This is a genomic window from Paenibacillus sp. FSL W7-1279 (genome assembly GCF_037969845.1).
Taxonomy (GTDB): domain Bacteria; phylum Bacillota; class Bacilli; order Paenibacillales; family Paenibacillaceae; genus Paenibacillus_AQ.
This window is the reverse complement of the sequence record NZ_CP150215.1, coordinates 7,336,436-7,350,891: the sequence shown is the minus strand read 5'-3', so window position 1 is coordinate 7,350,891 and position 14,456 is coordinate 7,336,436. Positions and strand designations below refer to the sequence as shown.

At 48.3% G+C, this 14,456-nt stretch carries 7 protein-coding genes; 6 read left to right on the top strand and 1 reads right to left on the bottom strand.

Going from position 1 to position 14,456, the window contains the following annotated elements; translation table 11 throughout:
• Positions 1–89 precede the first annotated feature (89 nt).
• The 5 genes from MKY82_RS33250 to MKY82_RS33230 all read left to right on the top strand — a co-directional run bounded on the left by MKY82_RS33250 (position 90) and on the right by MKY82_RS33230 (position 10,014).
• A complete protein-coding gene (locus tag MKY82_RS33250; RefSeq protein WP_071219420.1) occupies positions 90–1,019 on the top strand; it encodes a sugar ABC transporter permease in 930 nt (309 codons plus the stop codon).
• A gap of 21 nt (positions 1,020–1,040) precedes the next feature.
• Positions 1,041–1,988: a carbohydrate ABC transporter permease gene (locus MKY82_RS33245; RefSeq protein ID WP_194540187.1), complete on the top strand. Its 948-nt coding sequence runs from the start codon at positions 1,041–1,043 to the stop codon at positions 1,986–1,988.
• A 115-nt stretch (positions 1,989–2,103) separates the two neighbouring features.
• Positions 2,104–3,624, top strand: coding sequence for an ABC transporter substrate-binding protein (locus MKY82_RS33240; RefSeq protein WP_194540186.1), 1,521 nt, complete (start codon positions 2,104–2,106; stop codon positions 3,622–3,624).
• 130 nt (positions 3,625–3,754) lie between these two features.
• The gene (locus tag MKY82_RS33235) at positions 3,755–6,535 is read left to right on the top strand and encodes a discoidin domain-containing protein (RefSeq protein WP_339295183.1); all 2,781 of its coding nucleotides are present in this window, start codon (positions 3,755–3,757) and stop codon (positions 6,533–6,535) included.
• A 338-nt stretch (positions 6,536–6,873) separates the two neighbouring features.
• A complete protein-coding gene (locus MKY82_RS33230; protein ID WP_339295182.1) occupies positions 6,874–10,014 on the top strand; it encodes an ATP-binding protein in 3,141 nt (1,046 codons plus the stop codon).
• A 100-nt stretch (positions 10,015–10,114) separates the two neighbouring features.
• Here MKY82_RS33230 and MKY82_RS33225 read toward each other — a convergent pair whose 3' ends face one another.
• On the bottom strand, positions 10,115–11,908 hold the full coding sequence (locus MKY82_RS33225) for a hybrid sensor histidine kinase/response regulator transcription factor (protein ID WP_339295181.1): 1,794 nt from the start codon (positions 11,906–11,908) through the stop codon (positions 10,115–10,117).
• Between the two features lie 292 nt (positions 11,909–12,200).
• Here MKY82_RS33225 and MKY82_RS33220 point away from each other — a divergent pair, with 292 nt between their 5' ends.
• Positions 12,201–14,360, top strand: a complete 2,160-nt coding sequence (locus tag MKY82_RS33220; protein WP_339296740.1) for a serine hydrolase domain-containing protein — start codon at positions 12,201–12,203, stop codon at positions 14,358–14,360.
• Positions 14,361–14,456 lie beyond the last annotated feature (96 nt).

Genomic DNA, 14,456 nt, shown 5'->3' with positions numbered 1-14,456 from the left:
TGATAGAATAGCCGCATTGACATAGATCATGGGGGATCTTCTAGAACAGTCGCATCACTTGTATTTAACGGGGAAGAGGAGGAGTGCTCATGTCGGGGTTCATCAAAAAGGTTATACGCAACCGGTTTATGCTGCTGATGATACTGCCCGGAACCATCTGGTTTCTTATCTTTGCTTACTTGCCCATGTTCGGCACCGTTCTCGCGTTTAAGGACTTCCGTATAAGCCCGGACGGATTTTTTGCCAGCGTGTTCAACAGCGAATGGGTAGGGTTCAAAAACTTCGAATATCTGTTTACAACCAATGATGCCTATATCATTACGAGGAATACGATTCTGTACAACCTTGCTTTTATTATCCTGGGCCTGATCATTGCGGTGGGCTTTGCGATCATGCTAAGCGAGCTGGTCAACAAGCGGACGGCCAAGGTATATCAGACCGGCATGTTTCTGCCGCATTTTTTGTCGTGGGTTATTATCAGTTATTTTGCGTTCACCTTCTTGAGCGTAGATAAAGGGACGTTGAATCAAATCATCACTTATTTCGGGGGAGAGCCGATCAGCTGGTACGCCGAAGCTAAATATTGGCCCTTCATTCTCGTTTTTGTCGGCATCTGGAAAGGCGTGGGCTACAACAGCGTTATTTACCTGGCAGCTATTACAGGGATCGACAAGTCTTATTATGAAGCGGCTGTTATCGATGGAGCCAACAAGTGGAAGCAAACGCGGTACATTACGATTCCGCTCTTGAAGCCGCTTATGATCATACTGACCATATTGGCCATCGGGGGCATCTTCCGTTCCGATTTCGGATTGTTCTATCAGCTTCCGAAGGACTCGGGCGCGCTCTACCCGGTAACGAATGTTATCGATACCTTCGTCTACCGCGGACTGATCAATATGGGGGACATCGGAATGAGTACGGCAGCGGGCTTGTATCAATCGCTTGTAGGGCTGGTTCTGATTCTAGTCGCCAACTATATCGTTCGACGAATTGAAAAAGATCATGCGATCTTCTAATCCGAGGGAGGTGTACCGTTCATGACGCAGCTATCCACGCAAACCGCGAATCAGCCGGCAAAGCGTTCAAAGAAGAGAGACTACAACGCCATCTCCCCATTGTGGAATACGATTTTTAATATCGTGATCGGCATCTTCTCGTTCTCCTGTATCTTTCCGTTTCTATTTGTTATTATTATTTCCTTGACCGACGAACAGACGCTGGTCTTGGAAGGCTTCAGGCTGCTGCCGAGTCAGTTCAGTACGGCGGCGTACGAATATATTTTTGAAACGGGAGGCGAGCTGCTGTCCTCATTCAGCTTAACGCTCCTGGTTACGGTACTGGGGACGCTGGTGAGTCTGGCATTGGTTACGACTTATGCCTATGCATTGTCTCGCCGAAACTTTGAATTTCGAGGCTTTTTCAGCTTCCTTGCATTCTTTACCATGCTGTTCTCGGGCGGTATGGTACCTGGTTATATCGTGATGACCCAGTTCCTGCATCTGCAAAACACGATCTGGGCGTTGATATTTCCTTTATCCTTGAGCGCGTTCTCCATCATCGTCATGAGGACCTTTTTCCAAACGACGATTCCGGATGAAATTATCGAGTCCGCCAAAATCGACGGCGCCGGCGAGTTTCTGACCTTTATCCGAATCGTGCTGCCGGTCTCGCTGCCGGGGATTGCAACGATTGGTTTGTTCAGCTCCTTGGGTTACTGGAACGACTGGTTTAATGCCTTGCTGTATTATAACAATCCACAGGCAACGCCACCGCTGCAGTTCATGCTGATGAAGATCGAGAAGAACATGGACTTCCTGACGCAGAATGCGCAGAATATCGGTTCATTCGATGCAGCAGCCGGCCTGCCGACAGAGACGGTAAGGATGGCGATGGTCGTATTGGCGACACTGCCGATTGTTATGGCGTATCCGTTCTTCCAGCGATATTTTGTCCAGGGCCTGACGGTAGGCTCGGTCAAAGGCTAATTTCATATGGTTGTACCCGCATCGCACACTGCCGGAGAAATCCGGCTTTGATGTTTCAGGTGTGTAAGCGGTGTCAATATAGCATTAACCATTAAGTGATACAGGGGGAAAACACATGTTTAAGAAAAAGGTTTCTATACTGTCCCTTGCTCTTGTGCTTCTGCTGACGGTTGTATTGTCGGCTTGCGGCAGCAAGGAAGGCGCTAAGTCCGGCGAGCCTGCGAAGGAAGAGGCAGCCGTTCAGAGCGACGGCACGGTCGATGTTTCCAAGCTGGATCCGGTCAAACTGAAAATGTATATGATCGGGCCTAACCAGAAGGATCTTCCCGTGGTTCAAGAGGAAATCAATAAATATTTGACGGAAAAAATCAATGCAACGCTCGAGATCAGTATGATCGACTGGGGCGATTACAGCCAGCGGATGCAGGTTATTACAAGCTCCGGCGAGAATTACGACATCGCCTTCACTAGCTCATGGGCGTTCGATTATCTTCCAAATGCAGCGAAGGGCGCATTTAAGCCGCTGAATGATCTGCTTGATCAATATGGAAAAGGCATTAAGGAAGCGCTGGATCCTCGTTTCTTGGAAGGAACGAAGGTCAACGGCGTGAACTATGGCATCCCGGCCAACAAGGAATTGGCACAGCAGTTTGTATGGCGTTTCAATAAGAAGTATCTGGATAAGTACAACCTGGACATTTCCAAGGTGACAACACTTGAGGATCTGGAGCCGCTTCTGAAAACGATTAAAGAGAACGAGCCTGCGGATATTACACCGCTTGCCGTACCGAAAGGCTTTAAGCCGTACTTACCGGTCGACTTCCCGCTTGGCGATGAAATTCCAATCGGTATGTACCTTGACACCAAAGACTTTAAATTTGAGAATCTGCTGGATTCACCTGAACTGAAATCGGCTCTGACCACGATGCGCAAATATTATAAAGCGGGTTATGTGCGCGAGGACGTAGCGACGCTCGACGGCATTGATAACATCAAAACCGGCAAATGGCTCGTGGACCGCGAGATTACACAGCCATACGCGGAGCTCGGCTGGTCCAGAAACGCGGGATATGACATTGTGACAAGACCGATGCACGATCCAGTCATTTACACCAGCTCGGCTGCGGGCTCGATGATGGCGATTTCTTCGTACTCCAAAAATCCGGAGCGGGCGATGATGTTCTTGAACCTGCTGAACACGGATGAGAAGCTGCGCAATATGATTCAATACGGTTTGGAAGGCACGCATTACAAGAAGCTTGAAGGACCATACATCGAAGATATGCCTGCTATGCAGGAAAGCTATGCCATGCCTGGATTTGCGCTCGGCAATATGTTCCTGACGTATCTTCATGAAGGCGAGCCTGAAGACAAATGGGAAGCATTCGAGAAATTTAACAGCTCCGCTGTGGTAGCTCCTACGTTCGGCTTTAACTTCGACACGGCTCCGGTAAAAACGGAGGTTGCGGCCATCACCAACGTAGCGAAAGAATTCATTCCTGCACTGTACACCGGCTCCATCGATCCTGAAGAATACTTGCCAAAAGCAAAACAAAAATTCCAGGATGCTGGAATTGACAAAGTTATCGCTGAAGCTCAAAAGCAGTTTGATGAGTGGAAGGCACAAAACAAGTAATCTATAAAAGTGTATGAGGGGTAGAAACGGCTGATCTAAAGCGGCCGTTTCTCTCTGTCATTCCTTCTTTTAGATGGAAAACGTATTCATTGTTTACCACGAAATCATGAAATAAACAGGAGGTTTTCCCATGAAACGAATCAAACCGGATTATTTAACGAAAGCCCAGTGGAAACGCAGAATGACGGTATGGATGAGCACGGCAGTGCTGGCCGCGTCCCTGGCGGGTTTTGCTGGAGAAGCCGAAGCAGCACAGCCTCACTCGTCATATTGGTATCCGAACACGCTGCTGGAATGGTCGCCGTCCACGGATAAGGATGCTCTATTTAATCGGGGAACGGTTAAGCTGGAGGATCAGCGTATCCAGGGTCATAAGATAAACAGCAATGCCAAGGAGGAAGTGAAGGTTTTATCGATCGCTTCCATGTATCCAAGCACAAGCGGAGCTCCTTCCCAAGGCTCGGAGAAGTTCCATACCTATACGTTCAGCAATTGGCAGTATATCGACAAGCTGGTGATGTGGGGCGGTTCGGCAGGCGAAGGATTGATCGTTCCGCCAAGCGCTGACGTGATCGATGCGGCTCACAAGAATGGCGTACCTGTTTTTGGAACCGTTTTCTTGCCGCAAACCGAGCATGGAGGCAAAATCCAGTGGATGCATGATCTGTTAAAGCAGCGGGAGGATGGATCCTTCCCGGTTGCAGACAAACTGATTGAGGTTGCTAAGTATTACGGATTTGATGGCTGGTTCATCAATCAGGAGACTCAGGGCGGAACGCCTGAGGATGCCGCCAAGATGGCTGAGTTTTTAACGTATCTTCAGCAGAAAAAAGCGCCGGGCATGGAAGTGATCTGGTACGATTCCATGATCAAGGAAGGACCGGTGAAGTGGCAAGGGGCTTTGACGGACAAGAACGAGATGTTCTTCCAGGAGGGAAATCAGCGGGTTTCCGACAATATGTTCATCGATTTCCGCTGGCAGTTCAAAGACGAGAAGAACGGCCAATACGATTACATTACTCCGTTCTTGAACTCTCCGGCCAAAGCGGCGGAGCTTGGCCGCAGTCCGTATGATTTATATGCCGGCATCGACGTGGAGGCGAAGGGCTACGAAGGCAAGTTCAATTGGCCGGTTGTGTTCCCGGATGGGAAGAAAGCCACGACTTCACTTGGCATTTATCGTCCCGATTGGGCGTTCAACAGCTCCGAAACCCATGAGGAGTATATGAAAAAGGAGCAGATCTTCTGGGCGGGACCTGGCATGAATCCGGCTAATACCTCGCAGCCTGAAGGGACCGATCCGCTCGCCTGGAGAGGGATTGCGAATGATGTGGTTGCCAAAACCGTGCTCACCGATTCCGAATTTGTCACCCATTTCAATACCGGGAACGGCCATATGTTTGCGGTGGACGGTAAAGTGATGCGGAGCAGGGACTGGAGCAATCGGAGCCTGCAGGATATTTTGCCGACCTGGCGCTGGATCACGGAAACTAATGGCAAGGGTGAAGCCCTCAAGCCTGGATTTGACTTCAGCAAATCTTACTACGGAGGCAGCTCGCTTCAGGTGGCGGGTGCCGTAAGCAAAGGCTCCTCTACTCATGTCAAGCTGTATAAGGCGAATATCCCGGTAGAACCGACGACGGAAGTATCGCTCGTCTATGCGGACAATGCGAAGGACGCCAAGGTGAAGATTGGGTTGGCATTCTCCGATGCGCCGGATCGGTATGAATTTTTCGAGCCTGGCAAGTGGACCGCCACGGGTGCCGATCAGGATTGGAAGCAGGGCAGCGTTAAGCTGAACAAGTATAAAGGCCGCACGATTGTGGGAATCTCGCTGCAATTCGAATCAGCCGCGGATATAGCGGATTATCGGGCGAATATTGGAAAACTGGCTGTTACTCAGGTGAACGATAAGGCGAAGAAACCGCACCAGGTGACCGATCTTCAGGTCATCGATAATGATTTCCGCGACGGAATATATGGAGATGCGCGATTGTCTTGGAAGGCACCGAAACAGGCTGAGGACGTGATGTACTACCAGGTGTACCGGGTTCATCCGGACGGCAAGTACGAGTTGATGGGCATGACGGGGAATACGGTATATTACGTGCCGGAAATGAAGCGGATGCTGAAAGAGCAGGCAACTAAGATGGCCGTGATTCCGGTAAACCGACATTACGAACAAGGAAAAGCATCGTCGGTAAGCTTTGACTGGCCGGAATATCCGAAGCCGGTTGCAGCCTTCAAAGCGGATAAAACACTGATCGCACCGGGAGAAACGGTACAATTCACAGATCTTTCCTCGGAAGTGACGGAGTCCTGGAGCTGGAGCTTCCCGGGCGGACAGCCAGCATCCAGCACGGAGCAGAATCCTAAAGTGACCTATCCGGAGGAAGGAACGTACGAAGTGACGCTAACCGCTACAAATAGCGTTGGCGAGGACTTGGTTCGGAAGAAACTCATCACGGTTACACGGGAAGCGAAGAATGGCGTGGGCAACCTTGCTCTTGGCAAGGAAACATCAGCATCCAGCTTCGTGAATGAGAAGGAAGCACCTGCATTTGCGGTGGACGGTAACGCCGCCACCAAGTGGTGTGCTGTTGGAGACGGGCCTCACTGGCTGACGGTGGACCTGGGAGCCGAGCATAAGCTCAGCGAATTCGTGATCAAGCATGCGGAAGCCGGGGGCGAGCCGGCCGCGTTCAATACGCGGGCATTTACCATTCAGGTAAGCTCGGATGGCAAGGAATGGAAGGACGCGGTATCGGTCAAAGACAATACGAAAGCGGTCAGCAGCCATGCCATCGAACTCACCTCCGCACAGTACGTGCGTCTTCAAATAGAGAAGGCGACGCAAGGCGGGGACACGGCTACGCGGATTTATGATTTTGAAGTACTGGGCTTGAAATAATTCGGAGAACTAGAAAGGGCGTTTCCCATAAGGGGGACGCTCTTTTTTTGTTGTCTATATAGTTTGTGTCCCGTCATAGAATCGCTGTCAATGCCCTAGGCCACCCTGTATAGATTTTGTATAGATAGGGTTGTTAATCTAATGTAGGACAATTTTTGGATATTGAACAATTGACGCGTGCAGCGGTAAGAGTATTAATTGCATAGCTGCTGAAATTGATAAATTGAGCAATAAATAATGAAGCAACTTAAAACAACCATTGATGGCATGGAAGTCGTCAATGGTTGTTCTTGCATGGAGCAGTGCCTACATTAGAATGGATTAGGAGAGAATACTTCTTGGCAAACGACTCACCCATATACCAAATGAAAAAGAGTCATATGATCTTGTTAATAGGGTTATTGTTAGTCATTCTATCGAGCCTGCGCATGGTGTGGATGGTATTGTTGCCTCATCAAGAGCAGGTGTCCATTACGAACGGGCAGCTGGATTTGTGTCATTGGAATGCAGATGATGGCGGCGTGCTCTTACTTGATGGGGAATGGGAGTTTTATCCTTCACTATGGTTGCTGGATGGTAGTCGTCGGCAGCGTGTGTCAGCCGAGATCGAGCCAAAGCTGATTTCGGTTCCGGGAGGATGGAACGAAGCTTTGCATAGTGAAGAGCCGACTCCATATGGTTATGCGTCCTACCGCCTGCGTATTAAGGTAAACCCGAAACAGAACGTTAATTATAGTATTCGTGTACCCAGCGTACGCACGTCATCCGAATTATATGTAAATGGACGACTGCTTGCTAAATCCGGGCAGGTGGCAAAAACAAAGGAAGAATATACGGCGAAGAACCTGCCTTACTCTACAAGCTTTACAGCAGACAAAAACGGCGTCATCGATGTAGTGATTCAGGCGGCAAATTATGTGGATAGTCGAGGCGGCGGCATTGCCAGGTCCATTAAATTCGGTTCGGAAGAAGCCGTCGCACAGGAAATGAAATTCTCCGTTTCCATGCAGACGCTGGGAGCCATTATATTTCTTATGCATTCCGTGTATGCACTTATTTTATTTTTACTAGGAAATAAAGAGAAGAAGCTGCTCTATTTTTCCCTGTTAACACTATGCGTAACCATTTCCAGCCTGTTTAGTAACGATGAAAAGCTGTTTCATCAATTATTTTACATCGGCAGTGATTGGGATTTTCGGCTATCCAATGCCGCTTTTATGATCGGATGCTATGCGTTGCTGGAATGTACGGATCATCGTGAGCTCCCTTACTGGCGCAGGGTATATCCGGTTTATACCGTAATGGCTCTGGGGACTGCCGCGGTTACGTTATTTTTAGCTCCGCATCAGGTGATCATGCTCTTCCCGGTTTATTACCTATTGGGATGCATCGCAGCCTTAATCACGATCATAGCCATTATAAAAAAAGTAATCCAGGATATAAAAAGCCATCTGTTACTGCTCTTTTCTATGCTTGCGCTGGTTCACCATTTCCTTTGGTCGTTATTCTGGCGGGAGAGCGGTTTGAGCATTGTCCATTATCCGTTTGACCTGATTATATCGATGGGGTGTTTGGCCTCTGTATGGTTTAAGGCTTATTTCATCATGCATGCTAACACCAAGGAGATTGCCGCAACCTTGCAAAGAGTGAATGACCATAAAGATCAATTCCTGGCGAACACGTCTCATGAATTTAAAAATCCGCTTCATAGCATCCTTAACATGTCACAGTCCGTGCTGAACAGAGAAGGGCATTTGTTACAGGATCGAAGTGTCAAGGAGCTCGAAACGGTACTATCTGTAGGACATCGGCTAACACTTATATTAAATGATTTGATTGATGTGATGAGTCTGCGGGAGGGCAATCCTCGTTTACAGGAAAAAGCCATATTGATTCAGCCGATCATAACGGGAGTCATTGATATGCTGCAATTTAACGCAGAGGCGAAGTCCGTCAACATCGCAAATCAGATTCCTGAGGATTTTCCACCTGTTATTGCGGATGAGAATCGGTTGATTCAAATTGTTTTCAATTTGCTTCATAATGCCGTGAAGTATACGAATGAAGGGGTCATTACGATTCAAGCTTTGGCAGAAGACGGAAGAGCGTATATTGTTATTGCTGATACCGGGATCGGCATGGATGAGGACATGCTAAAGCGTTTATTCCTTCCGTATGAGCAAGCCAGCGCCAGCGAAACTATGATTGAAGGCGGCTTTGGCTTAGGCTTAAGTATAAGCAAGCAACTGATTGATCTTCATCGAGGTACGTTAGAGGTATCTTCTGTTTTAGGAGTAGGCTCGAAATTTACATTTTCGTTAAAGCTTGCGGAATTGAATGTGGAAGATGAGGAACTTGTTTCTAACCCATTCAAACCATTTACAATACAACCAGCGCCGACTCAGGAAACTGCCCCCATCATCTTGGATAAAGAGGATATCCCGCCAGCGGCAAAACCAACAACCTCTATTGCAATGAATTGTGATCGTCCGCTCTTATTAATTGTGGATGACGATCCTGTTAATCTGCAAGTGCTCGAAACCATACTACCGCCTGATGATTATGATGTCACGATGGCAACGAGCGGTAAAGAAGCATTGGCTATACTGGACACGAGGGAATGGGATCTGGTCATCTCCGATATTATGATGCCGCAGATGTCGGGCTATGAGCTGACACGAAGAATTCGAGAGCGGTACACGCTTACCGAGCTCCCGGTGCTGCTCCTTACCGCAAGAAGCCAGCCGAAGGATATCCAGAGCGGTTTTTTAGTAGGAGCAAACGATTATGTGACAAAGCCGGTGGAAGCATTAGAAATCAGATCGCGGATTGAAGCGCTAACGACGATTAAACAAACGGTTCGGGAACAATTGCGATTGGAGGCGGCATGGCTGCAAGCGCAAATCCAACCTCATTTCTTATTCAATGCTTTAAGCGCGGTAACCGCTTTGAGTGACATTAATTTGGATAAGATGCGCCATTTGCTTGATGAGTTCAGCAATTTTTTGAGGTATAAATTTAGGTTCCAAGATACGGATGGACTTGTTTCGATTAAAGAGGAATTAAGTCTAGTGCGTTCATACTTATATATCGAAAAGGTCCGGTTTGAAGAGCGGCTGCAGGTCGTTTGGGAGGTAGATGATTGCGAAGAGTTACAAATTCCTTTCCTTTCGATCCAGCCTTTGGTTGAAAATGCAATAAGACATGGCATTATGAAGCGCACTCGCGGAGGGGAAATACATATTCGAATTTCTGTCCATGACATGCTTACAGAGATAACGGTTCAGGACAATGGGATCGGCATGGACGAAGTTCAATTGCAACGGGTATTGGAAAGAAATACAGACCGCAGCTCAGGAGTCGGCCTGATCAATACGCATCAGCGCTTGAAGCGGCACTTCGGCACAGGACTTCATATCAAAAGCACGTTGGGTAAAGGAACCGAGGTAACTTTTTACGTGCGCAGCGAAACGAGGTAATTGTAATTTTATACGATACAAAGAAAGCCGGAGCATTGAAGCTCCGGCTTTCTTTGTTGCCGGGATTTCTGCACTGGTGAACATAACCCGCAAATAGCGCCTATACGATATTCTCGGATCGCGCCATTTGTATGGCTTCTTCGCGATTGTTAACGCCAAGCTTGGAGTAGAGAATCGAGCAGTAATTGCGGATCGTTCCCTCCGATAAAAATAGCTTGGCGGCGATCGACTTGTAACGCAGTCCGCTCGATAGATTCTCCAGAATCTCCATCTCGCGTTTCGTAAGGCCGTACGGGTAGTTTTCTTGATTTGAACCAATTCTTTCCAGCTGCTCACGTTGACGCTTCATCTCTTCGAAGACTTGCGTTGCAACCGATTGGTCGATCCAGGTTCCCCCATTATAAATAAGTTTCAAGGCTTCCTTCATTTCCCGCGGATGAATCGACTTCAGCATGTAGCCATCCGCCCCGCGCTCCAATGCAGTTGCTGCCTGCAAGGAATCCTCGAACGTCGTCATAAGCACAACCTTCATCTCAGGCCATCGATGTTTCATTTCATTTAAAGCTTCAAGCCCGCCCATTCCCTGCATACGAACATCCATGAGCACGATATCCGGTTGGGACCGCTCGCAATGCTCCAATGCTTCGCGCCCGTCCCCAGCCTTACCCACGACGATAAACTCAGCATGCTGTTCCAAATTATGCTTTAAGCTGTCCGTGATGATCGCCTGATCATCAACGATCAGCAGGCGGATCGTGTCATGGACTGGCGCAGTCTGCAGCGGAATATTACATATGACGATAGTGCCTTGCCCGGCACCGGAATGGACGGACAGCGTGCCGTTAAATAGCTCAAGGCGTTCCTTCATCCCTTGGAGCCCAAATCCGAATTGGATGTTTTCCATTCCAATCCCGTTATCTTCGATCTGTAACCGAAGCTGCTGACTATCGAAATGCAGCTGAACGGTTATCACGCTCGCTTGGCCGTGCCGAACGGCATTGGTCAGAGACTCCTGAAGGCATCGATATAGACTAAAGTTTATTTTTTGCATAACGAGCGTCTCACTGCCGATCACACGGAAATGGACGGTTATACCTGTCGATTTCATAAACTCTTCGCTTAACTGCCACAGCGATTCGCTTAACGTATGGCTTAACGTGGTATGAGAGAGCTTGTGCAGATGCTTTCGAATATCATCCAGACTGTGCTGTGCGATATCGACGAGCGAATCGATCCTCTCGGTTTGCGAATCCGGCACGGACGATCGCAGTGATTCAACGCCGACGATGAGCGAGGTAAGCGAATGACCAATCGTGTCATGCAGCTCGTGTGACAGGCGGCTGCGCTCCTCCATCAGCGTAAGCTCCTCGATCCGCTTAATATGCTGCTCCAGCAGCACCTTCTGCTCTTGAATAATTCGGGATTGCTTATGGGACTGAATTAATATATTAAACGCGAAGCCGATGGCAAATCCAAGGCTGCAGTTAACGATAAACTCGTACGGAAGGCGATCCGCAATCCAACCGTTCAAGATCGGGAATATGATTCCACAGAGGATTCCGGTCCACACATAGCTTTTTCGACTGCTGATTAAGCTGATAATCATCACGAATAGAATGAAAGACCATAACAGTTCCGGCGCAGCGTAGGCTAAATAGAGATGGAACAAGCCCGCTGTTGCGACTTCGACTGCAAGATATCGTTCTTCTTTTTTGTAGCGTACCGTTAGCGGAATGAGGTAAACGGTCAAAGCAAGCGAAAGTACAACCCCAACCGGCGCATCGATCAATGACGGATTGACAAAAGCAGTGCTTACGATAATAACCAGCCACAGCGTTCGTAGGGCCACAAGTAACCCATCATACCAGAACCATTTTTTCATTATGGAGAACACGGATTATGCACACCTGCTTGTATGTATTTGCAAACCAATTTCCAGATAATTCAGACCTATCATGCACCATAACTTCTCGATCCGTCAAGCAATGGAGGAGGTTGTTGGAACTTGGCTGCAGCCAGCACGTCACATGAACAGTTGACACTTTGTCATACAGAATATGTGACAGATCCAAACACGATGTCATACCCAAGCTTGGCGGTTTTATCACTGTCCGATTTAACAGCTTAGGGGGTAGGGTGAAGGAGTGAAGCAACACAACATTCCAAAATAATAGGAGCGATGCATGATGAAATCATTCACCACACACAAAGGAGCTGTGCTTACATTAACAGCTATATTGGCGGGTTCCCTGGTATTCCCGGCATATGGAGCTGTACATGCGGCAGTTAAGACGCCAACCCAACAAGCAATCGATAAGGCTGCCAATGCCGACCATATTCCGGGCGTTATTGTTACTGTGAAGAAAGGAACGGCGAGCTGGTCATATGCCTCAGGTGAAGCGAATATCGAAAGGAACCATAAAGCAGACGCCGACTCCGCTTTCCGGATCGGAAGTACAACGAAGACATTTGTTGCTACGGTTGCCTTGCAGCTTGCCGGCGAAAAGAAGCTAAGCCTCGATGATACGGTGGAGAAATGGCTTCCGGGGCTTGTGCGCGGCAATGGGTATGACGGAAGTAAGATTAAGATTCGCCAATTGTTGAATCATACAAGTGGACTTCCAGATTATTTAACTCCCGATCTCAGGACTCAATTACTCGCAAATCCAGGTGATAATTATACAGCCAAACAGTTAATCGACCTGGCCTTGAAGGAAAAGCCCGTAACAGGCTGGTCATATTCAAACACGAATACCGTTATTATGGGGCTCATTATTCAGAAAGTGACCGGGGAAACGTATAATGAGCAGATTAAGAAAAGAATTATTGAACCGCTTCAACTAAAAGAAACGTTTCTCCCTGGCAGCTCGGTGGATATTCCGAAAAAAAATGCTCGTGGCTACCTGAACACAGGGGATCAATTAGTGGATATTACGACGCTGAACCCATCGTTTACGAATGCCGCCGGAGAAATGATCTCGACCGGGGAAGATATGACCACGTTTTTCCGAGCCTTGTTGGGCGGCAAGCTGCTGACACCGGAGATGCTGAAGGAGATGTTGACCAGCACAGCCGACTCCTTTCTTGGAAAGTATGGACTGGGCATACACCAAACAAAGCTGCCGGATGGGACCATTGTATGGGGACATGGCGGCGGCATTCCCGGATTTACCAACTTTGCAGGCGGAACCGAAGGCGGTCAGCATACCATTTCGATCAATATCAATGTACTGGGCGATGCGGATAAATATATTAATGATATTTTAGCGTCGGAATTCGCAGTAGAAACCAAAAAAGAACTCACGGAGGAGGAAAAGAAAAGCAAGCGAAGGGAAGAAGTCAAACAGGTCATGGATCAGGTGGTAACCAATAAACAAGTCCCGAGTGTCGTGGGAGGCGGGTTAAAAGACGGGAAACGTTGGTCTTATGCCACCGGTACAGCCAGCTACGAGGTGCCAGGCCCCGTTGAGCCGGACTTTTCATTCCGGATTGGGAGCATTACGAAGACGTTTACTGCTGCCGTTGTATTGCAGTTGGCTGAGGAGAAACAATTAAGCCTGGATGATTCGGTCGAACAATGGCTGCCGGGGGTTGTACAGGGTAACGGGTATGACGGCAACCAAATTACGATTCGTCAGTTATTGAACCACACAAGCGGGCTTGCAAGCTATACAGATCATGATATGCGAGATATGACCCTGCCTAACAATCCGTTCCGTTATTATGCCGTAGACGAACTCATCCGCTTGGCCCTTGCAAAGCCGCCTGCATATGCGCCAGGGAAAGGCTGGAATTACTCCAACACCAATACATTGCTAGCCGGTCAGATTATTAAGAAGGTCACCGGGGATACGTATGCGGAGCAGATCAGGAAACGGTTTATCGAGCCGCTCGGGCTAACGGAGACATTCGTCATGGAAAACAGTTCCTATATTCCGGGTAAACATGCCAGAGGATACAACATGGACAGAACAGGCCATATGTATGATTTGACCGAAATGAATCAATCTTGGGCAAATGCTGCCGGTGGCATGGTTTCAACAGTCAAAGATTTGACCACCTTCTTCAGTGCGCTGTTGGGCGGAGAGCTTCTGAATCAAGAGATGATGGACCAGATGCTCACAGCTGTAGATTCACCTATAGGTAAAGTAGGACTAGGGATTTATGAAGGGAAAACATCGGACGGGCAATCCTATTGGGGGCATGCCGGCGGCACTTACGGATTCGAGACGAGAGCCTTCGGACCTGTTGGCGGGAAGCACATTCTAGTGACAGCCATCAACTCGGTAGCTCCGAAAGTCGCGGAGGCTCACGATAAGATATTCGATAAGGAGTTTGGACGCTAAATTTAAAGCCGACATCGCACCATTTATGGGCGCATGTCGGCTTCTTTTCGTATTGCCGTCTATTCATGGAATTGGGAACGCATGCAGGCGTCCCTT